The organism is Trinickia camelliae (assembly GCF_053525655.1).
In genome coordinates, this window is sequence record NZ_JBCHAA010000019.1 from 39,147 (window position 1) to 57,258 (window position 18,112).

The window sequence follows — 18,112 nt, forward strand, 5'->3', positions numbered from 1 at the left end:
CCGTCTCGGCAAGGCTGATGTTTAGTTTTGTTCTTGCCGATGCCGATTTGTGTTCAGAAACGCAGGCAGCATGCTGGACAGTCGCGTAAGCAGCGAGCCGGACGATTCGGCAACCTGCCATGCAAACAAGCCGGGCACATAGATCAGCAGATCGCGGATGCGCCGCGCGCCCGCAAGCGCGAGGCAAGTCGACGGATCGAGGCCGAGTGCGCCGCCGATCAAGACGAAGCCGCCCTCCTGAACGCCGAGACCTCCAGGTACAAAGAACGCAGCGCTACTGACAGCCTGTATCAGCGACTCGATGACGACCGCTTCGAGGAAGCTCACCTGCGCGCCGAGAAAATAAAGCGCGATCCAGATCTCCAATGCAGTGGCGAGGCATTGCAGCGTTTGCCAGAAAAACAAATAGCGGAGCACCACGCCGCGCCGCCGCCAGATCAGCTTGATGGAGCGGTCAATTTGCGCGGATCGACCGACGAGGGCAGTGAGCTGGCCGCTCGTCATGCGATTGAGCAGACGCGTGAGGCGCTCGAACGGGCTCGCGTGCTGCACCAAGGAAAACAGCACGAGAATCGGCGTCAGAGCGACGACGCCCCAGGCCAGATCGCCGGCCAGACGCCCAGCGCCGGATTGCGCGTGACTGAACAGCACGCCGATGCCGAACATCGTGAAGAGCAATTGGCTGATCAGCGTGAGCTGAACGTCGGCGACAAGACTCGCGACGGCCGTCGCCGGCCGCACGCCGTACTTCTTCAACAGCCGGAACGAGACGAGCTCGCCGCCGATCCGCGCGACCGGCAACATGCAGTTCACCGATTCTCGAAGCCACACCAGATGCAGCATGCGCGCGAGACTCGGACGATTGGCGCCGCGTATCAGCGTTTGCCAGTCGCGCGCGTTGGCGAGCATCGGCAAGACATGGGAGAGCGCGGCCAGCACGAGACCGGCGCCCGCGGCGCGCATCAGCCCGAGCACGGCGCCGGGATTGCTGTGCCAGACGAGCCAGAGCGACGCCAGCAGTCCCGCTAGCGCGGCGATACGGCCAAGGTGTTTGCTCATGCGGCAATCACCGACTTCGAAGTGGCCGCGTTGCGGGCGTCGAAACGAAAGTGCTGCAACTGTATCCAGCCGCAACAGCGCAAGCGGCTGTCCAAATGAATCGACATTACCAATTACTCATCCTGTACCGGCGACAGCAAGCCGTTGCCGTCGACCTTGAAACGGAAGCCGCGCCAGACCACGCGTGTCGAGAAATAGCTGGCCACGAAGATCATGAACGACACGATGTCCCATAGCGGTTGCAGCCACAGGTCCGCGTGCGGCTGGCGCAGCGTGCGATCCGTTTGCCATATGAGCGCAAAGCGTGTCAGCAGCGCGGCCAGCGCAACGGCCCACGACCATGCGGCGCCGCCCGAAAGCAAAACGGCAAGCATCGCAAAGGCGAACGGATGGATCAATGCCGAACCCAAGTGACCGATGGGGTCGATGGTGCGGATCGTGCGGCTCCAGCGCAACTCGTGCGCGACCAGTTTCGGGGCGCTGTTTTCCACGCACCCATGCGAGACGGTGAAGGGTGGAATGACTACTTTCTCGCCGATCTTGCGCACCGCTTCGCCGATCGCGTGATCCTCGGCCAGATGATGGACGAATTGCGCGAAGCCGCCGATCTTGTCGAACGTCTCGCGCCGCATCGCGATGGTCTGTCCAAAGCACGGGCGCGCCAAGCCGAGCGCGAGACCCGTCACGACGCTCGGTAGAAACTGATAGTTGGTGGCCTTCACCGATAGACGCGGCCAGAAGCCGGGATCGGGTTGCCCGCGATACACGCAAGTGACGAGCCCCACGCCGGGCTTTTGCAACTCGCCGATCACATGGCGCAGATAGTTCGGCCCGACGCTGACGTCGCTGTCGGCAAAGACCAGCATGTCGTGCCGTGCTTGCGGCAGCATGTTGACGACGTTGCTGATTTTCCGGTTGGGACCGTACAAGCGCGCATCGGCGACGACGGCGATATCGGCCTTGGGAAAGCGTCTGCGCAATTCGTCTACAGTTTTGAGCGCCGGGTCTTGCGAGTCGTGTACGCCGAAGAGGAATTGCACCGGGCCAGGGTAGTTTTGCTTGCAGAAGCTGGACAGATTGTCGAGCAGCGCCCATTCCTCGCCGTGCAGCGGCTTGACGATCGTCACCGGCGGGAAGCTCGTCGGCTCGGCGCTCGCGCGCGCAAAGAAGCGCCGGATCAAAACGGTCGCGAGCAGCGTGTACACGATGCCGAGGACCGCGGCCGTGCCGCAGATGTAGGTCATTCCGACAAAGAGCCAATGGTCGGCGCGCGGCGTTTTTTCAAACGCGATCAGCGCGCCCGCAATGAGCAGACCAATCAGGCCGGCGCGCCATACGCGGCGCATCGTCGCCATGCCGTCTGAACGAGCGGACTCGAACGGCGCGTGTAGATCGCGTTTCATGCGAGAGCCGAAAGCGAACGACCGGTGCGACGAATAGAAGGAAATACGTGATCTGCGAAAGCGTGTGATGCCGTCATACTCAGGTTTACCCTGCAGTCGCGAGTCTGCCATTAGCTTTCCCCTGGCTTTTATAGGTTCTCACGCGTCCCGGCTGAACGTCGAGGGGTGTTGCGGTGTCGTGCGAGAGCCACTTCCTTAGCGTTCGGCCATGTCGAATAGTATTCGATCGACGCGCAACCGGAGTGGTTTTGTGAACGAATGCGGCGATATGCATAAAGGTAGATATCAGGCGCACTTTCATTTTTCTTGCGAGGCGCAACGAGGCGAGACGTTTAGCAGGCTGTATTCTTGCGCATTCTCCCGCCGGATGATGACGATTTGATCGGGCGCGAAGCCGGACAGTTTTACCGTGAGTTACAAACGCCGCGCTTGCTTTTACCGATCGGGGGCCGAGTGTTCTGTCTGTTTCCAAAGTGTTGTCAGCTTAAGCGCTGACGCGTTAACGTGCTTGCGCGCTTGAGCACTTCGCTCTGCCTCACCTCTTCGACAACGAACTCGACAAAGGCCGCTACGCGCGGCGGCAGGTGTTTGCGCGCCGCGTAGTAGATGCAAATGTCGCTGCGTTTGTCGCTGAATTTGGGCAGCACGCATTTGAGCTTGCCCGCCGCAATCAGCGGCGCCGCATGATGCGCGCCGAGCAGGACGATGCCGCACCCGGCAACCGCGAGCTCCGTCATCGCTTCGGTGTCGGTGACGATCAAATGGGAGCGGGGCTGAATGATCGCTTCCTTGTTTCTCGAGCGCAGTTTCCAGGGCTGAATGCGTCCCGAACTCGGCGAGCGGAACACGATGAGCTCATGGCGTTCCAGGTCGTCGACGGATTGCGGCTCGCCGTTGCGCGTCAAATAAGCGGGCGCTGCGCATAGCACTAGCGTCAGCGGTGCGAGCGTGCGGGCGACCACGCTCGAATCGGTATCGTGCAACTTGCCGATCGCGCAGTCGAATCCTTCCGACACGAGATCCACGTGGCGATTTTCGAATCGCAGATCGAGCGTGACGTGCGGATGGCGCTCGCGAAACTTGTCCAACACGGGCAATAGCGCGACGCGGCTAAACGCAAGCGGCAACGACACTTTCACGAGGCCGCCGACCTGCGTCTCATCGGCGGACAGCGCGGCGATCGCGTCTTCGATCTGTTGCGCCGGTTGCTGCACCATCATGTAGAGACGCCTGCCTTCCTCGGTGACGGACAGATGCCGCGTCGTGCGTTGAAACAAGCGACAGCCGAGCGACGCTTCGAGAAGGCCGATCTGTTTGCTCACGGCGCCGGGCGTCACGCCGAGCTGGCGGCCCGCCGCCGAAAAATTCTCCGACTCGACCGTCGCGGTGAAGGTCTTCAACGCCCTGAAAAGATCGATGGAACCGCTTGCGCTGTTTTTCATTTTCGACCGTAGCTCACAACTGTTTCACCGCTTAGCAGCATAGACCAGGACGGCTGCCGCGCCGAGAATGAACGTCGCGATGCGAGCCGCGATCTCGCTGGCGGCTCGTCATGCAAGTCACGTCAAGGAGGATGGATCGTGAAGATCGGGATCATCGGTGGGGGCAATGTCGGGAAAGGGTTGACGAGGCATCTCGTGCCGCGCGGCCATTCGGTCATGCTGAGCTTCAGTCTCGACATGGCCAAGCTTCACGAGACGGCGGCGGCGCTCGGCGCGAGCGTCGGCACGGTCGAGGAGGCCGTGCGTTTTGCCGACGTGGTCGTCTTGGCCACGCCTTGGGGCGTCACTTCCGAAGCCTTGGCGCAGGTGGGAAGCGTGACGCAAAGGAAAGTCCTGTGGGATTGCACCAACGCACTCAAACCGGACATGAGCGGCCTCGCAATCGGCACGCATACGTCGGGCGCGGAAGAGGTCGCGAAGCTCGCGCCGTGGGCGACGGTCGTCAAGGCGATACCGCCGTTCGCTCAGACGCTGCATTCGCCTAGCCTGCTGATAGGCGTCGATCGCGCGGCCGTGTTCGTGTGCGGCGACGACAGCGATGCGCGGGGCATCGTGGCGAAGCTGCTCGACGAGATCGGTGCTGAACCTGTCGATGCCGGCCCGCTGATGCTCGCGCGCTTTGTCGAGCCCGCGGCGATGCTGCTCGTGCAACTCGCTTACAAGGGCGGATTCGGCACGCGGATCGGGCTGTCGCTGTTACGCGATACGGCAACAGGAACGGGTCATGCGGTTCCTTCGTGAGCCCAAGCACGCCCCGCTTTTGCCTAGACAAGTCAGTCGCCTGACCCTTGCCGCGCCAGGCGAAACTTCGGATCGCCGAACGGAACTTCCGTTCCTGTAGCGAGCCGGCGCTGCCGTTCGGGTGTACTGAAGGGTCAAGCGCCAAACGAAGCGCACGACCGGCAAGCGTTGTCGAGTGCCTTCCGTTGCGCCCTACAGGAGACAAGGCATGTCGACGCCCATCAGCAATTCATCCAATTCCAACGGGCACACGATCAACCAGTCCGAAGGGAACCAGACGTCCGGCAACGCGCAGGGCACGTCTGCCCAGCCGCAGGCCACGAGCACGCCCAAGCATTCGATGCTCGGCGCGTTGGCGAACGGCGCCAAGCGCGCGGGCGGCAAGGCGGTGGACGGCGTCAAGACGGGACTCGAGAAGACCGAACCGGTGCTCGGGCCTACCGCGTCGGCCGGCTACGAGCTGTGGGCCGGCAGCAATGCGACCTCGGACGGGGCCGGCCTCGCCAGCACGTTTCATGGCGCGAACGAGGTGACCAATGCGGTTTCCTCCGCCACGAACGATATCGGCATGTTGCCGTCGGGGCTCGATGTTGCATCGACGGCCGTGGGTTTCGCCAATAAAGCGTTCGCGCTCGCCAAGACCAGCAAGGATGTGAAGACTGAGGAGCCGGGCAGCCTGGCCGGCAAGGATGCGCTGAGCGCGCACCAACAGGCGAAGGGCAACCTCGTGCGCGCCACGCCGGGCGCGATCCGCGACGTCGGACTTGGCGCGCTGGGGCTCGCGGGCCGTATTCATACGGCCGAGACGGGGCATTCGCTTTACGGCTCCAAGCCCGACGCAATGAACGCGGACGGCGGCTTGGCGATCGGCTCGGGCGCGATGTACATCGCGGCGGGGGCGCTGCAAAGCGCGAAAGTCGACCGTTCCGTGGATCGCATGCAGGCGTTGCGCTCGGCGGTGCGTCAGCCCGCAAGCGGACGAACCGACTCGCAAAGCCCGGTGATGCGCCGGCTCGACGACGCGTTTGCAGCCAGGGACAGCAAAATCAGCCCGGAAGTCTACGGGATCTTGCGCACGCGAAGCGACGCGCAAGTGTCGCGCTTTCTCGACAACTACAACGCGCTCGGGCCGTTCGGTCAGCCGCGTTTCGCGAAGCTGCTGCATTTTTCCGGCCAGCGCAATGCCATGCAGGTCCTCAATATGGGCCGCACGACCAATCTGAACACCGCGAGCATGCGCCACGCGGCGCGCGAAGACGTGATCGATGCGTTCATCGGCGAGAACGTTCGTCCTGGGCGCTCGGCGGCTGTGATCGACAAGCTGAAGACCGTGCGCAAGGAAGCGCTCGGTGCAAAAGCATCGCCCAGCGTTGTCGCCGCCGAACACGCGTTGCGCGACGCGCAGATCGACCCCAGCCAATTCAGCGCGAACACTTTGAGGGCCGTGGCGTCGTCCGGCAAGGGGCAGGCGTTCGCGCAACGCTATGCGACGCTCTCGCCGGAAGACAAGACGCGCTTGCAATCGACGCTGCACTTCGGCTCGTGGCGCTTCTGGAAACAAGATGCGACGCTGCCCACCACGAAGCACCAGCGCTCGGATATTCGCGCGGCGCTCGTCAAGCAGTTTGCGAACGGCGCGAGCCTCGATCGTCTCGATGCGATGAAGGTGCGCTACAACCAGAAAGTGCTGCCGCTGCAGACCGGACGCATGCATCTGCAGCCCGAACCGCCCGACACGCTGCGCGCGCACATTCTCGCGCACCAGGACAGCACGCTCACGGCGCTGAAAGAGGAAAAGCGCCACGCAAAAGTCCAGATTGGTTACGGCGCGGTCAACGCAGCGGCCGGTATCGCGGAGTTGGCCGTGAATCCGGCTGCGGCGGCGGGTATCAGCGCCACGCGCGCGGTGTTGAATCCGGTCTATCTCGCCTATGCCGGGCGGCGCGGTTTGGTCAGCCTGATCAACCAGAAGAACGCGCAGCCGGTCAGCGCCGCGATGCGCGAAGAGGCGTTGCTGCATGCCTTGCCGCAGGTGCACGAGCGAATCGCGACAGGCGGCTCCGACACGGGGCGCTTGCGCAATCCGCAGCGATTTCTGCGCGACGAATTGAAGTTGAGCGACTCGGAAATCAATAAGGTCGATACGCTGGAGCGCGCCGGAAAGCACGACGAAGCGCGCGCGTTTCTCGCGCAGAAAAACCCGGAGGCGAATGCGCTGATCGCGCTGCGCGTGGTGGCCGAAGAGGGCGCCGGGTACGGGACGGATCTGCAGAAGCAGCACGCGCTGAACTTCATCGGAGCGGAAGCGACTGCCAGCCACAACGACGCGCTCGCTGGAATCAACAACCTGTCCGATCCAAACGAGACCTACGAGACCCTCAAGGCACACTTCATCGACGATGTGTCCTACAACCCGTCCGCGGGCATCGACTCGCTGGCTCACCGCCTTTCGACGGGCGCGACGCCAGTCGACTACGGCTTCGATACCGCTCGCTATACGGGACAGCCGCAGCAGGACATCGCACGCGATCTGCATCAGCGTTTCGCACAGGACAATCCATCGTTCGCGACGCGCCAATTCGTGGCGGACCTGTTCGGCGACGGACAACGGGCCGTGAACGCACGCAACATGCTGCGCGATTTCCAATTCAGCGAGACCGAAATCGAGCAACTGCAAGGGAAAGGGAAGAAGGGCGCGGCCACGTGGCTCGAAGGCCATCTGTTTGGCGAGAACTTGCGGCGGCGCTTCTCGACGCAGACGCTCGATCAGCCGGGGCGCGACAACGCATCGGCGGTTGCCGACCGCATGCCGGCTCATCAGGCAAGCGCCGACGAGCCGTTGACGTGGCGGCGCAACCTCGAGGACGTCGGCGTCCACGTCATCGACAACGCCGGTACGCCGGGCCTCGATTCGATGCTGCATGCGCTCCATCAGAACTTCTCGGGCAAGACCGATTCCGCGTCGAGCGCGATGAACCACAAGGTCGTGGAGGCTCGCCGCCGCGTGATCGCGCACGTGACGGCAGGCGCACCCGGGACGCATGTCGACGTGACGCAGCATCGCGACGACATCGTCCGCATCGCGGGGCAGGTGTTCGGCAAGCCGGGCGCGACGGTCAAGATCGTGCCGTCGTCGGGCGCGGAGGCGGCGCAACGCGTGGGCGCCGGGCACGACGACCCGAATGCGCAGATCGCGGGCGTGCTGTGCCACGACACGCAAACCGGACGCACGTTTGCCTTGCACGGCGGCGATGCGAGCAAGCTGCCGGCGCCGGTGGCGGTGACTGCGACGACGACGAACGCGACGACGACGAACGCAACGACGACGAACGCGACGACAACGAACGCGACGACAACGAACGCAACGACGACAAACGCAACGACGACAAACGCAACGACGACAACCTCGGCGACGACGGCCCATCCGTTGCCGCCATCGAACCCGCCGCTGCCGCCCGTGGCCTCGTCGAGCACAACAAACGGCACCACAGGCAATCAGCCGGTCCAGAACACCACCACAACGCCACAGCCATTACCGGCGACTTCCAGCGGCGCATTGATGCCGTGGGAAGACTTGCCCGATGGAATTAAAGCGTTCTACGGAAACCGCGCGGCGTACGAACAGGCGCTCGCGCAGCCCCCGGAAGGAACCAGCGGCACCGTTTAGCGGCGGGGGGCGGTCGACGTTGATCTGGTATACCGCATGTGATATTCGGTATACCGAATCGACCGCATCACTTCAATTGGTTTTCGCCAACTCAGCCCGAATTTCCGCTTCGGTATGCTCGTAGTTGCCTTCTCCGAAGTGGCTGTAGACCACCTTTCCGTTCTTGTCGATCAGATAGAGCGCAGGCCAGTACTGGTTGCCGTAGGCGTTCCACGTCGCGTACTCGTTATCCTGCGCCACGGGGTAGGTGAGACCGTATTGCTTGAGGGCGGCGCTCACCTTGTCGGTCTCGCGCTCGAACGGATACTCCGGCGTATGCACGCCGACCACGACGAGGCCCTGGTCCTTGTACTTCTGATACCAGCTCTGCACATACGGCAGCGTATGGATGCAGTTGATGCACGAGTACGTCCAGAAATCGACGAGCACCACTTTGCCGCGCAATTGCTGCATGGTCAGCGGCTGGCTGTTGAGCCATTTGTCGATGCCGGTGAATTCGGGGGCAGTGCTGTTGCGTTCGATTGGCAGCGCAGCGGTTGCGCCACGGCTTGCCGAGAACACGGCAAACAGGGCGCCGGCGGCAACCGTCGAAACGGCGAGAGCGGTCTTGAATCGAGAGAACATAGTGGCATCCTTTGTCTAGCGCGCAGATAAGCCGGAATTGGCATGAACGCATTGGAACGCTCCGCCGTATCCCGCTTGTGTCCGCCGCGCCGCGCCAGTGCAATGTTTTGTATCCCGGCATCCGCCAGATACAGTGCGATACAAAGCGCCGCGCCGATTGCGCTATAAAGCAGGCGTTACTCAAATTACTGAACGAGGAGAGCCAGATGAGCGCTGAACTGCTGCACGGGTCTTGCCATTGCGGGGCCGTGAAATTCGAAGTCCGTACGCCGATCACGCCCGCATCGCGCTGCAATTGCAGCCTGTGCCGCCGCAAGGGCGCGCTGATGACGCCGGGGTTCGCCGCCGATCAGCTGAAGATCGTCAGCGGCGAGGATGCGCTGACGCTGTATCAGTTCAATACGCGCGTGGCGAAGCACTATTTCTGCAAGCACTGCGGTATTTATCCATTTCATCAGACGCGTAAAGATCCACTGCTTTGGCGCGTCAACATCGGTTGTCTCGAAGGCGTCGACCCGTATGCGTTGGAAGCGGGCGTAGCGGATGGGGCAAGCCTTTCGGTCGTGGAGGATGCATGAAGCGGCTCTTTGCAATCGCCTTCCTCCTTGCGGGCGGGCTCGCCGCGGAAATCGCGCACCCCGTGCAGTGCACGCTGATCACCGCGAGCCGCATCCGGGTCAAGCGCCAAAAGGTATGATTTCGCGATGGATAAAATCGACCACGTCCTGCTCGTCGACGACGACCGGGCTATTCGCGAACTCGTCGGCACCTATCTCGAGAAGAACGGCATACGCGTTTCGCTTGCCGCCAACGGCCGCGAAATGCGGGCTGCGCTGGAGTTCGGCGCGCCCGATCTGATCGTGCTGGACTTGATGCTGCCCGGCGAAGACGGACTTGTCTTGTGCCGGGAATTGCGCGCCGGCAAATTCCGCACCGTGCCCGTGCTGATGCTCACCGCGCTAAGCGAGGAGACCGATCGTATCGTCGGCCTCGAAATGGGCGCCGACGACTACCTTGCGAAGCCATTCGCGGTGCGCGAGCTGCTCGCGCGCATCCGCGCCGTGCTGCGCCGCGCGCGCATGCTGCCGCCCGGCATGCAGGTGACGGAAGCGTCGCCGATGCTGAGCTTCGGCGACTGGCGTCTCGACACCACCGCGCGGCACCTGCTCGATGCGGAAGGCACGATGGTCGCGCTGAGCGGCGCGGAGTATCGCTTGCTGCGCGTCTTTCTCGATCATCCGCAGCGCGTGTTGACGCGCGACCAGCTGCTCAACCTGACGCAGGGACGCCAAGCCGATGCGTTCGACCGCTCGATCGACTTGCTGGTCAGCCGATTGCGTCAGCGCCTGCGCGACGAGGCGCGCGAACCTCGCTACATCAAGACGCTGCGCAGCGAAGGCTATGTATTCTCGGCGGCGGTGACGATGATCGAAGGCACGCCATGACGACACCCTTGACGTGGCCTTCGTGGCCGTCGTGGCACTGGCCGCGTACCCTGTTTGCGAGGCTTGCGCTGATCCTCTGCGTGGGGCTCGTGCTCGCGCAAACGATGTCGTTCTGGCTCACGGTGACCGAGCGCGACGCGGCGACGGAGCACATGATGATGAACTACGTCGATCGCGAGGTCGCGAGTTCGGTGGCGTTGCTCGATCATTTGCCGCCGGACGAACGCGCGGCGTGGCTGCCGCGGCTCGCACGGCGCAGCTACGGCTTCATCCTCGGGCCCGGCGAAACGGGCAATCCGCCCGATGCGCGACTGTCCGAGCAAGTGGCGCGCGCGATCGACGACGGCATCGGCAAAGCCTATCCGCTGACCGTGAACGCGATTCCCGGCACGCGCGAACATCTGCAGGTCCATTTGCGTTTGAGCGACGGCTCGCCGCTCACCATCGACATTCGTCCGATATCGGGCATTCCGCTATCGGGCTGGCTGCCGGTCGTGCTGGTGCTGCAGTTGGCCGTGCTGGCCGCCTGCTGTTGGCTTGCGGTGCGCGTGGCGACGCGTCCGCTGCATCAATTGGCGAAAGCCGCCGATACGCTGGGTCCGGATTTGAAAGCGTCGCGCTTGCCGGAAGAGGGTCCGTCGGAAGTCGCGCGCGCGGCGCGGGCGTTCAATGCGATGCAGGACCGCATCGGGCTCTATATGACCGAACGCATGCAGATTCTCGCCGCGATCTCTCATGATCTGCAAACGCCGATCACGCGCATGCGCCTTCGCCTCGACGTGATCGACGACAACGCCGAGAGCGCCAAGCTGCGACAGGACTTGCTCGAAATGGAGAATCTCGTCAAGGAAGGCGTCACTTACGCGCGCACGTTGCACGGCGCGGCTGAAGCGCCGCGCCGCATCGATCCGGATGCGCTGCTCGACAGCCTGGTCTACGACTACGTCGATGCTGGGCAGCCGGTCTCCTTGGAAGGCCGCGTCGATATCGCGCTGGTCACGCGGCCGCAGGCTTTGAAGCGGATCGTCGGGAACCTGGTCGACAACGCGTTGAAATACGGCGGGTCGGCCGAGATCAATGCGCAAGCGGACCAGGACGGACAAGTGACGATCTCGGTGCTCGACCGAGGGCCCGGTATTCCGCCGGAATCGCTGGACGCGGTATTCGAGCCGTTCTACCGGCTCGAAACGTCGCGCAATCGCCATACGGGTGGAACGGGCTTGGGCCTCGCGATTGCCCGGCAGCTCGCGCTCGCGATGAATGCCGCGTTGTCGCTGCATAACCGGCCGGGCGGCGGGCTCGAAGCGCGGCTGACGCTAAAGAACCGGGGCTGAACGGCAGTCGATGGGACTGCCAGCCTCGCAAGCGGCATGACACGTCGGCCAATCGTCGATCACACGAACCCGCCAGATGTTTGTATCGCAGTTTGTCTATCTGGCGCACGAATACAAAACATTGCAAAACCGGGCATTCCGGAAATAAGCCAGATACCTCAGAGAGTTCAAATACACCTAACGCAAGGACAGCAGCTGATGACGAGTTCGAATCAGCGGCAATCCGAAGCGGCATCGATCGCGCCAAAGCGCAAACGGTGTTTTTAAAAACTGACTCTCTGGAGGTACACCATGAAGCTCGTTCAATCGCTCATCATCGCCGCTGTCGTCGCCATCCCGGCCGTCTCGTTCGCACAGTCCGCGCAACCGGTCACCCGTGCCCAAGTGCGCGCGGACCTGGTTCAACTGCAAAAGGCCGGCTACAACCCGGCCAGCGATGAAACGCAATATCCGATGAACATCCAAGCCGCTGAAGCTCGCATCAGCGCGCAGAACAGCGTGGCGACGACGTCCTACGGTGCGCCGATGGATGCGACGTCGGCTTCCGGTTCGCACGCGCAGCAAACCGAAATCGCAGGGCTCGGTCCGATTTATGCCCATCCTTGAGTTGTCGATCCGGCGAGGCATGTGCCTCGCCGGATTGCATGACGCTTACATCGCGGCAAATGGCGCTCAAGTTCCCCTTCATTGTTTTCAACTCCAAAACAGTGAATTCTCCCCAGGTCCATTGATGTAGCGCGCAGGACGATTAATCTTGAGGTCATGGGTTGCTGGCTTTGGCCTGCTGTTTCAGTCGCACAAATCTTCGGCGGAGGCTCAAATGGACATCCTTGAATTGGCCCGTAAGTCGGGTATGACGATTGTCCTCGACGCCAAGATCGGGCGTCAGGAATACCGCACCGTGCATAGCTCGGTTGACGCGCTCGAACGTTTTGCCGAGCTGGTTGCGGCATCGGTGGAATGCGAGGCGCTGGAGCACCATTGACGAGCGGTGAAGGCAGCATGAGCACGGCTTACATTGAATGAAAGCATGACGTAAAACGATGGACGTCATGGAGATTCTGCAGAGGAATGGACGATGAAATACGACTCTTCGAATGTCATGAATATCGAGGCCCAAGGCGGGTCGAGTGTCCGGCGCGCTACAAAATCGGCATCGAGCGAGGTCTCGCAAGCGATGGTTGAGAAGACGGCGATTGCCAGGAATTGGGCTTGGGCGCACCACAGCGAATCGTATGACTGGATGGATACCCACAGTCCGTTTTCGCCAGACGATCTCGACGACTGATCGAAGCGCTGCAGAAGTGCGGCTCTAAATTTATCGCACTTGCGACTAAATCGCATCCGATCTATATAATGTGTCCTTGTTAAGACTCCCGCCGAGCGCGGGCAAACGAGGACACAGATGAAATCCACCGACAACGCAGAAGCGGAGGCCGTGAGGCTATCCGACTTCCTGTGCTTCGCCGTCTATTCGGCGAATCTCGCTTTCGGCAAAGCGTACAAGACGATTCTCGAAGAGCTCGGCCTCACGTACACGCAATACATCACGATCATTGCGCTGTGGGAGGAAGACAATCAGACCGTCGGCAGTCTCGGGGAAAAGTTGTTTCTCGAATCGAACACGCTCACGCCGATCCTGAAGAAGCTGGAAGCGATGGGCTATTTGCACAGGCAGCGCGATCCGCAGGACGAGCGTCAGGTGCTGGTTGGTCTGACGAAGGCCGGGCGGCGCTTGCGCGAAAAGGGCCTGTCCATGGACGTCGTGGAGGCTTGCGGCCTGACACCGGAAGAATTCCCCAAGATCCAAAAGGCGATCGTCACGCTGCGCAACAACCTCGTCAAATCCGTGCGGGACCAGGAATAAGCGCACTGCCGCGCTCAGATGTTTCGCTCGCTAGGGCCTGTTCACGCCAACTGGCGTGAACAGGCCCTAGCTATCTGTCGGAGCGATCGCTGCTATCTCAACAATTCGTTTCAAATGCCGGGTTCGATGCATCAGTATTGTCGAAGAGGCATTCAATCAGGGATAGCGACCTATCCCGACGATTAGGAGACGAAGATGTTTGAGCGATACGAGCAGCTCGCACGGCAACTCGGCGTTGAACATCCGGTATTGCTTGCACCGATGGACTTGGTCGCAGGCGGCCGGCTTGCCGCTGCTGTCACGAAGGCGGGAGGCTTTGGCATTATCGGCGGCGGTTACGGCGACGAGGCATGGCTGCGCGAGCAATTCGCCGCGGCGCAAGGCGCGCGGGTCGGCGTGGGGTTCATTACGTGGAGCCTGTCGCGCCAGCCGCATTTGATCGACGTCTGCCTCGAACATGAGCCGGCCGCCATCATGTTCTCTTTCGGCGATGCGAGCGAGCACATCGCGAAGACGAAGAAGGCCGGCATTCTCACGATCTGCCAGGTTCAAACCGCCGCCATGGCGCGCGAGGCCGTGGAATACGGCGCGGACATCATCGTCGGGCAGGGCGCCGAAGGCGGCGGCCACGGCATCGCGTGCGGCACGATCTCGCTCGTTCCCGCGATCGTCGACGCCGTCGGCGACAAAGTGCCGGTCGTCGCGGCCGGCGGCATCGCGGATGGCCGGGGTTTCGCCGCCGCGCTCGCGCTCGGCGCTTCGGGCATCGCGATGGGAACCCGTTTCTACGCGAGCGAGGAAGCGATTGGCGACGACGACGCCAAGCTGCGCATCGTCGCGTGCAACGGCGGCGAGGAAACCATACGAAGCATTCTGTTCGACATGGCTCGCAACAACGTATGGCCGGCGCCATATTCAGGCCGCGTGCTGCGCAACGCGTTTTCGGACAAGTGGTGCGGACGCGAGCGAGAGTTGCTGCAGCAATTGCATGTCGAACAACCTCGCTATCAGGAGGCGCGCGCGAATCACCTTTACGACACGGCTGCCGTAATTGCTGGCGAGTCCGCGGGATTGATCCACGAGATCTTGCCGGCCAAGACGATCGTCATGAATGTCGTTGAGGAAATGCGCGACATCCTCGGCTATTCCTCGTACAAGCAGCGCCATGAGGCTTAACTCATGAACACACCCACTACCGTGCAGCGTATCGGCACCTTTGCCTACGGCGCGAACACCACGCATCTCACGCCCCATGCGCGCGAGGTCTTCAAGCGAAACATACTCGATAGCCTTGGGTGCGCGATCGCCGCGTTGCCAGGCACGCCATTCAGGGTGCTCAGGGATCAGTTCGCCGAGTATCGCGGTTCGGGATCCTGCACCTTGATCGGCGGAGGCAGCACGTCGCCCGATCAGGCCGCGTTGTACAACACGAGTCTCGTGCGCTACGTCGATCTGCTCGACAGCTATATGTCGCCCGGCGGCCTCTGCCATCCGAGTGATAACTTCGGCACGATTCTGGCCGCGGCGGATCATGCGTCAGCCAGCGGAGAGGATTTCATGCTGGCGCTTGCCGTTGCGTATGAGATCGGATGCCGTATCACGGCCATCGTCCCCGTCATGGCCAAGGGATTCAATCACGCGATTCAATTGGCCATCTCGACGGCCGCCGGGTCGGGCAAGCTGCTTGGGCTCGATGCCGGGCAAATCGCACATGCGATTGCGATCGCGACCGTCGACAACGTGTCGCTGTCGTGCGTGCACTCCGAGCCGGTGTCGCAATGGAAGGGCTTTTCGCCCGGCATCACCGGTATGCGGGCCGTCTATTCGGCATCGCTTGCAAAGCGAGGCTTGACTGGCCCGCTGTGTCTCTTCGAAGGGCCAAACGGGCTGGTGCGCATGTTCGATCAACCGCTGGAAGTGGACTGGAACGATCAGCGGCTCGACGTCATTCATCAGACCGTCATGAAGAAGTATTGCTCGTTGATTCACGGCCAACCGGTGCTCGAAGCGACGCTCGCGCTCAAGCGCAAGCACGGCGTGAAGAGCGAGGACATTGACGCCGTGTTGTGCGACATCTTCCAGACCGGGTACGACATCGCGGGCGGCGGCGCCTTTGGGCCGAAAGACGATCCGCAAACGAAAGAGCAAGCCGACTACAACCTCAAGTATCTGATCGCCACTGCGCTGCTCGACGATCAGGTCGGCCCGGCGCAGCTCGAACCGCAGCGCGTGCAGGCGGCGGACGCGCAAGCGTTGCTCAAGCGCGTGACGGTGCGGCCGGACGCGGCATTCTCGGCCCAATACCCGAAAGCGTTGAACACGCGGGTGACGATTCAATGCAAGGACGGCCGCGTGTTTTCGAAAGAGCACGTGGGCTTCGAAGGCGGGCTCGACAATCCATTCACGTGGGAACGCACGGTCGAGAAATTCCATTGGCTGAGCGAGCAATACGCGGACGAAGCGCTTCGAGATCGGATTATCGATTGGGTCTCGACGCTGGAGGAGCAATCGGTCGATGCGTTGATGCAACTTCTGGCGAACGTGAGTCCGGTTGCGAAGTACCCGGCGAAACATCCGGGGATTCAATAAGCCACGCCGGAACTCAGGAGTTTGGCATGGTCCTTATTTGGCACCGGAGCGACGCGAACAGCGCATCAGGGATATCATCCACGTCACCACGCACGATTCGATCGGATTGGAACCTAAGGTTATCAATGTCATCGTGCATCAACATCCGGCTGTAACTATCAGCGTTTCCAGTCGCATCAACGGCGAGGACTTCCAGAAGGTAAAGACGGGCTGATTGCGCGGCTGGATGTCAACCCGAGTCCTTGAACTTTTAGGCGTCTCCTGCAGTGCCGGGCGCCTAAAACACCCTTAAAGGAGTTTGTAATGTCGATCGAACAGGTTCTCTACCGAGCTCACGCAGAAGTCACCGGTGGCCGCGACGGCCGCGCAGTGGTCCCCGACAGCAAGCTCGATCTGCACCTGACCACGCCGAAGGAACTGGGCGGAAAGGGCGGCGATGGCACGAATCCCGAGCAGTTGTTCGCGGCCGGGTACAGCGCGTGCTTCATCGGCGCGATGAAGTTCGTCGCCGCGCGCGACAAGATCGCCATGCCCGCGGATGCGTCGATCAACGGCAACGTCGGTATCGGCGTGATTCCCAATGGCTTCGGCATCGAAGTCGAGCTCAAGATCTCGCTGCCCGGCATGGCGCGTGACGCCGCCCAGGACTTGATCAACAAGGCGCACGTCGTGTGCCCGTATTCGAATGCGACGCGCAACAACATCGACGTGACGTTGACGCTCGTTTAAGTCGCTTATCTGAGCCAACTCCCTGCTTTTGCTGCAGCTAGCCGCCTTTCTCAAAGGCGGCTAGCGCTTATTTGCAGCCAATGCCTGATTTCGCTTTGATGTAGCATTAGCGTCAAACTTGCGCTGACTACATCGAGGTGTGAAGCATGGATGTTGCCGACCTCATGGTATTCGAGGCAGTGGCCCGTCATGGAAGCATGAACCGCGCGGCCACAGAACTTCATACTGTTCAATCCAACGTAACCGCTCGAATCCGATCATTGGAAAGAGAGATCGGCGTGGCGCTTTTTCAGCGTCACGTGCGCGGCGTGAGCTTGACGCCGGCGGGGCAGCGGATGCTGCCATACGCGGCGCGTATCGCGAAGCTCGTAGCGGATGCGAAGCTCGCCGCGCTCGATGATGGTCCGCCTAGCGGCGCGCTCGTGTTGGGCACGCTCGAAACCACGGCGGCGCTGCGCTTGTCGCCTATCCTCAGCAACTTCGCGAGAATGTATCCGCAGGTGCAGCTGTCGCTGACCACCGGCACGAGTTGCAGCCTGACGTCGGATGTCGCTGAGTGCCGGCTCGATGGCGCATTCGTTGCGGGACCGGTGGACCATCCGGACCTGCATACGGAGACGATCTTTCAAGAGGAACTGGTGCTGGTCACGCCGCGCACCTTGCGCTCGCTTGAGTCGATTCTGTCGGTCAAGGATCTCAAGACGATTGTCTTTCGCATGGGCTGTTCCTATCGTCAGCGGCTCGAAACCTTGCTCGCCGAAATGGGCGTCCTCACCGCGACGCCGCTCGAATTCGGCTCGCTCGACGCGATCATCGCGTGCGTGGCTGCCGGGATCGGGATCACGCTGCTGCCGCGCGGCGTAGTGGCGAATGCAGCGGCACAAGATCTCGTTGGCATTCATCCGATCGCGCCTGAAAAGGCACAAGTCGCAACGCTTTTCATTCGACGCCACGACGCTTACGTATCGAGCGCAATGCGCGCATTCGTCGATGTGGCGCGTTCGGAGTTTGGCCCGCGCATGGTTGCCGCTTAGCTCTCGCGACGTCTTGCCTCTCGCTCAATCAAATTGACCCGTACCAGGAAAAGCACTTGTTCCTGGCGGGTAACGATTTCCTTGCATCGCGCTTCTAGAATGATCGTCAGTGATCGTT

18 protein-coding genes are annotated in these 18,112 nt (G+C 61.8%); 14 read left to right on the forward strand and 4 right to left on the reverse strand.

Features of this window, described 5'->3' with window-relative positions:
* Positions 1-21: 21 nt before the first annotated feature.
* The 3 genes from AAHK20_RS27170 to AAHK20_RS27180 all read right to left on the reverse strand — a co-directional run bounded on the left by AAHK20_RS27170 (position 22) and on the right by AAHK20_RS27180 (position 3,904).
* Positions 22-1,059, reverse strand: coding sequence for a lysylphosphatidylglycerol synthase domain-containing protein (locus AAHK20_RS27170; RefSeq protein WP_449184581.1), 1,038 nt, complete (start codon positions 1,057-1,059; stop codon positions 22-24).
* Between the two features lie 113 nt (positions 1,060-1,172).
* Positions 1,173-2,414: a bacteriohopanetetrol glucosamine biosynthesis glycosyltransferase HpnI gene (hpnI, locus tag AAHK20_RS27175; RefSeq protein ID WP_449184692.1), complete on the reverse strand. Its 1,242-nt coding sequence runs from the start codon at positions 2,412-2,414 to the stop codon at positions 1,173-1,175.
* Between the two features lie 527 nt (positions 2,415-2,941).
* Positions 2,942-3,904, reverse strand: coding sequence for a LysR family transcriptional regulator (locus tag AAHK20_RS27180; RefSeq protein WP_449184582.1), 963 nt, complete (start codon positions 3,902-3,904; stop codon positions 2,942-2,944).
* 138 nt (positions 3,905-4,042) lie between these two features.
* Between AAHK20_RS27180 and AAHK20_RS27185 the strand changes: the two genes are divergently transcribed.
* The gene (locus tag AAHK20_RS27185) at positions 4,043-4,705 is read left to right on the forward strand and encodes an NADPH-dependent F420 reductase (protein ID WP_449184583.1); all 663 of its coding nucleotides are present in this window, start codon (positions 4,043-4,045) and stop codon (positions 4,703-4,705) included.
* A gap of 208 nt (positions 4,706-4,913) precedes the next feature.
* The gene (locus AAHK20_RS27190) at positions 4,914-8,372 is read left to right on the forward strand and encodes a hypothetical protein (RefSeq protein ID WP_449184584.1); all 3,459 of its coding nucleotides are present in this window, start codon (positions 4,914-4,916) and stop codon (positions 8,370-8,372) included.
* A 72-nt stretch (positions 8,373-8,444) separates the two neighbouring features.
* On the opposite strand, the gene AAHK20_RS27195 is transcribed toward AAHK20_RS27190, so the two are convergent.
* Entirely contained in the window at positions 8,445-8,996 is a 552-nt protein-coding gene (locus AAHK20_RS27195; RefSeq protein ID WP_449184585.1) for a thioredoxin family protein, read from the reverse strand.
* Between the two features lie 206 nt (positions 8,997-9,202).
* On the opposite strand from AAHK20_RS27195, the gene AAHK20_RS27200 reads away from it, so the two are divergent.
* The 12 genes from AAHK20_RS27200 (at position 9,203) to AAHK20_RS27255 (ending at position 17,994) form a co-directional block, all read left to right on the forward strand.
* Complete coding sequence (locus tag AAHK20_RS27200; protein ID WP_449184586.1) at positions 9,203-9,574, forward strand: GFA family protein; 372 nt, start codon at positions 9,203-9,205, stop codon at positions 9,572-9,574.
* Positions 9,571-9,693: a hypothetical protein gene (locus tag AAHK20_RS27205; protein WP_449184587.1), complete on the forward strand. Its 123-nt coding sequence runs from the start codon at positions 9,571-9,573 to the stop codon at positions 9,691-9,693. Before AAHK20_RS27200 ends, AAHK20_RS27205 begins: the two co-directional genes overlap by 4 nt.
* 7 nt (positions 9,694-9,700) lie before the next feature.
* Positions 9,701-10,441 carry a response regulator gene (locus AAHK20_RS27210; RefSeq protein ID WP_449184588.1) on the forward strand — a complete coding sequence of 247 codons (741 nt, stop codon included), beginning with the start codon at positions 9,701-9,703 and terminating at the stop codon, positions 10,439-10,441.
* A complete protein-coding gene (locus AAHK20_RS27215) occupies positions 10,438-11,775 on the forward strand; it encodes a sensor histidine kinase (RefSeq protein WP_449184589.1) in 1,338 nt (445 codons plus the stop codon). Before AAHK20_RS27210 ends, AAHK20_RS27215 begins: the two co-directional genes overlap by 4 nt.
* A gap of 291 nt (positions 11,776-12,066) precedes the next feature.
* A complete protein-coding gene (locus tag AAHK20_RS27220) occupies positions 12,067-12,381 on the forward strand; it encodes a DUF4148 domain-containing protein (protein ID WP_449184590.1) in 315 nt (104 codons plus the stop codon).
* A gap of 214 nt (positions 12,382-12,595) precedes the next feature.
* Positions 12,596-12,760 carry a hypothetical protein gene (locus AAHK20_RS27225; RefSeq protein ID WP_449184591.1) on the forward strand — a complete coding sequence of 55 codons (165 nt, stop codon included), beginning with the start codon at positions 12,596-12,598 and terminating at the stop codon, positions 12,758-12,760.
* Positions 12,761-12,853: 93 nt separating this feature from the next.
* Complete coding sequence (locus AAHK20_RS27230) at positions 12,854-13,063, forward strand: hypothetical protein (RefSeq protein WP_449184592.1); 210 nt, start codon at positions 12,854-12,856, stop codon at positions 13,061-13,063.
* A gap of 117 nt (positions 13,064-13,180) precedes the next feature.
* On the forward strand, positions 13,181-13,642 hold the full coding sequence (locus AAHK20_RS27235; protein ID WP_449184593.1) for a MarR family winged helix-turn-helix transcriptional regulator: 462 nt from the start codon (positions 13,181-13,183) through the stop codon (positions 13,640-13,642).
* 195 nt (positions 13,643-13,837) lie between these two features.
* Complete coding sequence (locus tag AAHK20_RS27240; RefSeq protein WP_449184594.1) at positions 13,838-14,818, forward strand: NAD(P)H-dependent flavin oxidoreductase; 981 nt, start codon at positions 13,838-13,840, stop codon at positions 14,816-14,818.
* Positions 14,819-14,821: 3 nt separating this feature from the next.
* The gene (locus AAHK20_RS27245; protein WP_449184595.1) at positions 14,822-16,231 is read left to right on the forward strand and encodes an MmgE/PrpD family protein; all 1,410 of its coding nucleotides are present in this window, start codon (positions 14,822-14,824) and stop codon (positions 16,229-16,231) included.
* A gap of 303 nt (positions 16,232-16,534) precedes the next feature.
* The gene (locus tag AAHK20_RS27250; protein ID WP_449184596.1) at positions 16,535-16,960 is read left to right on the forward strand and encodes an organic hydroperoxide resistance protein; all 426 of its coding nucleotides are present in this window, start codon (positions 16,535-16,537) and stop codon (positions 16,958-16,960) included.
* 146 nt (positions 16,961-17,106) lie between these two features.
* Complete coding sequence (locus AAHK20_RS27255; RefSeq protein WP_449184597.1) at positions 17,107-17,994, forward strand: LysR family transcriptional regulator; 888 nt, start codon at positions 17,107-17,109, stop codon at positions 17,992-17,994.
* Positions 17,995-18,112 lie beyond the last annotated feature (118 nt).

Coding starts and splice junctions, on each gene's coding strand:
- AAHK20_RS27170 (WP_449184581.1), bottom strand. CDS start 1,059: ATGAGCAAACACCTTGGCCGTATCGCCGCGCTAGCGGGACTGCTGGCG.
- hpnI (WP_449184692.1), bottom strand. CDS start 2,414: ATGGCGACGATGCGCCGCGTATGGCGCGCCGGCCTGATTGGTCTGCTC.
- AAHK20_RS27180 (WP_449184582.1), bottom strand. CDS start 3,904: ATGAAAAACAGCGCAAGCGGTTCCATCGATCTTTTCAGGGCGTTGAAG.
- AAHK20_RS27190 (WP_449184584.1), top strand. CDS start 4,914: ATGTCGACGCCCATCAGCAATTCATCCAATTCCAACGGGCACACGATC.
- AAHK20_RS27195 (WP_449184585.1), bottom strand. CDS start 8,996: ATGTTCTCTCGATTCAAGACCGCTCTCGCCGTTTCGACGGTTGCCGCC.
- AAHK20_RS27200 (WP_449184586.1), top strand. CDS start 9,203: ATGAGCGCTGAACTGCTGCACGGGTCTTGCCATTGCGGGGCCGTGAAA.
- AAHK20_RS27205 (WP_449184587.1), top strand. CDS start 9,571: ATGAAGCGGCTCTTTGCAATCGCCTTCCTCCTTGCGGGCGGGCTCGCC.
- AAHK20_RS27210 (WP_449184588.1), top strand. CDS start 9,701: ATGGATAAAATCGACCACGTCCTGCTCGTCGACGACGACCGGGCTATT.
- AAHK20_RS27215 (WP_449184589.1), top strand. CDS start 10,438: ATGACGACACCCTTGACGTGGCCTTCGTGGCCGTCGTGGCACTGGCCG.
- AAHK20_RS27220 (WP_449184590.1), top strand. CDS start 12,067: ATGAAGCTCGTTCAATCGCTCATCATCGCCGCTGTCGTCGCCATCCCG.
- AAHK20_RS27225 (WP_449184591.1), top strand. CDS start 12,596: ATGGACATCCTTGAATTGGCCCGTAAGTCGGGTATGACGATTGTCCTC.
- AAHK20_RS27230 (WP_449184592.1), top strand. CDS start 12,854: ATGAAATACGACTCTTCGAATGTCATGAATATCGAGGCCCAAGGCGGG.
- AAHK20_RS27235 (WP_449184593.1), top strand. CDS start 13,181: ATGAAATCCACCGACAACGCAGAAGCGGAGGCCGTGAGGCTATCCGAC.
- AAHK20_RS27240 (WP_449184594.1), top strand. CDS start 13,838: ATGTTTGAGCGATACGAGCAGCTCGCACGGCAACTCGGCGTTGAACAT.
- AAHK20_RS27245 (WP_449184595.1), top strand. CDS start 14,822: ATGAACACACCCACTACCGTGCAGCGTATCGGCACCTTTGCCTACGGC.
- AAHK20_RS27250 (WP_449184596.1), top strand. CDS start 16,535: ATGTCGATCGAACAGGTTCTCTACCGAGCTCACGCAGAAGTCACCGGT.
- AAHK20_RS27255 (WP_449184597.1), top strand. CDS start 17,107: ATGGATGTTGCCGACCTCATGGTATTCGAGGCAGTGGCCCGTCATGGA.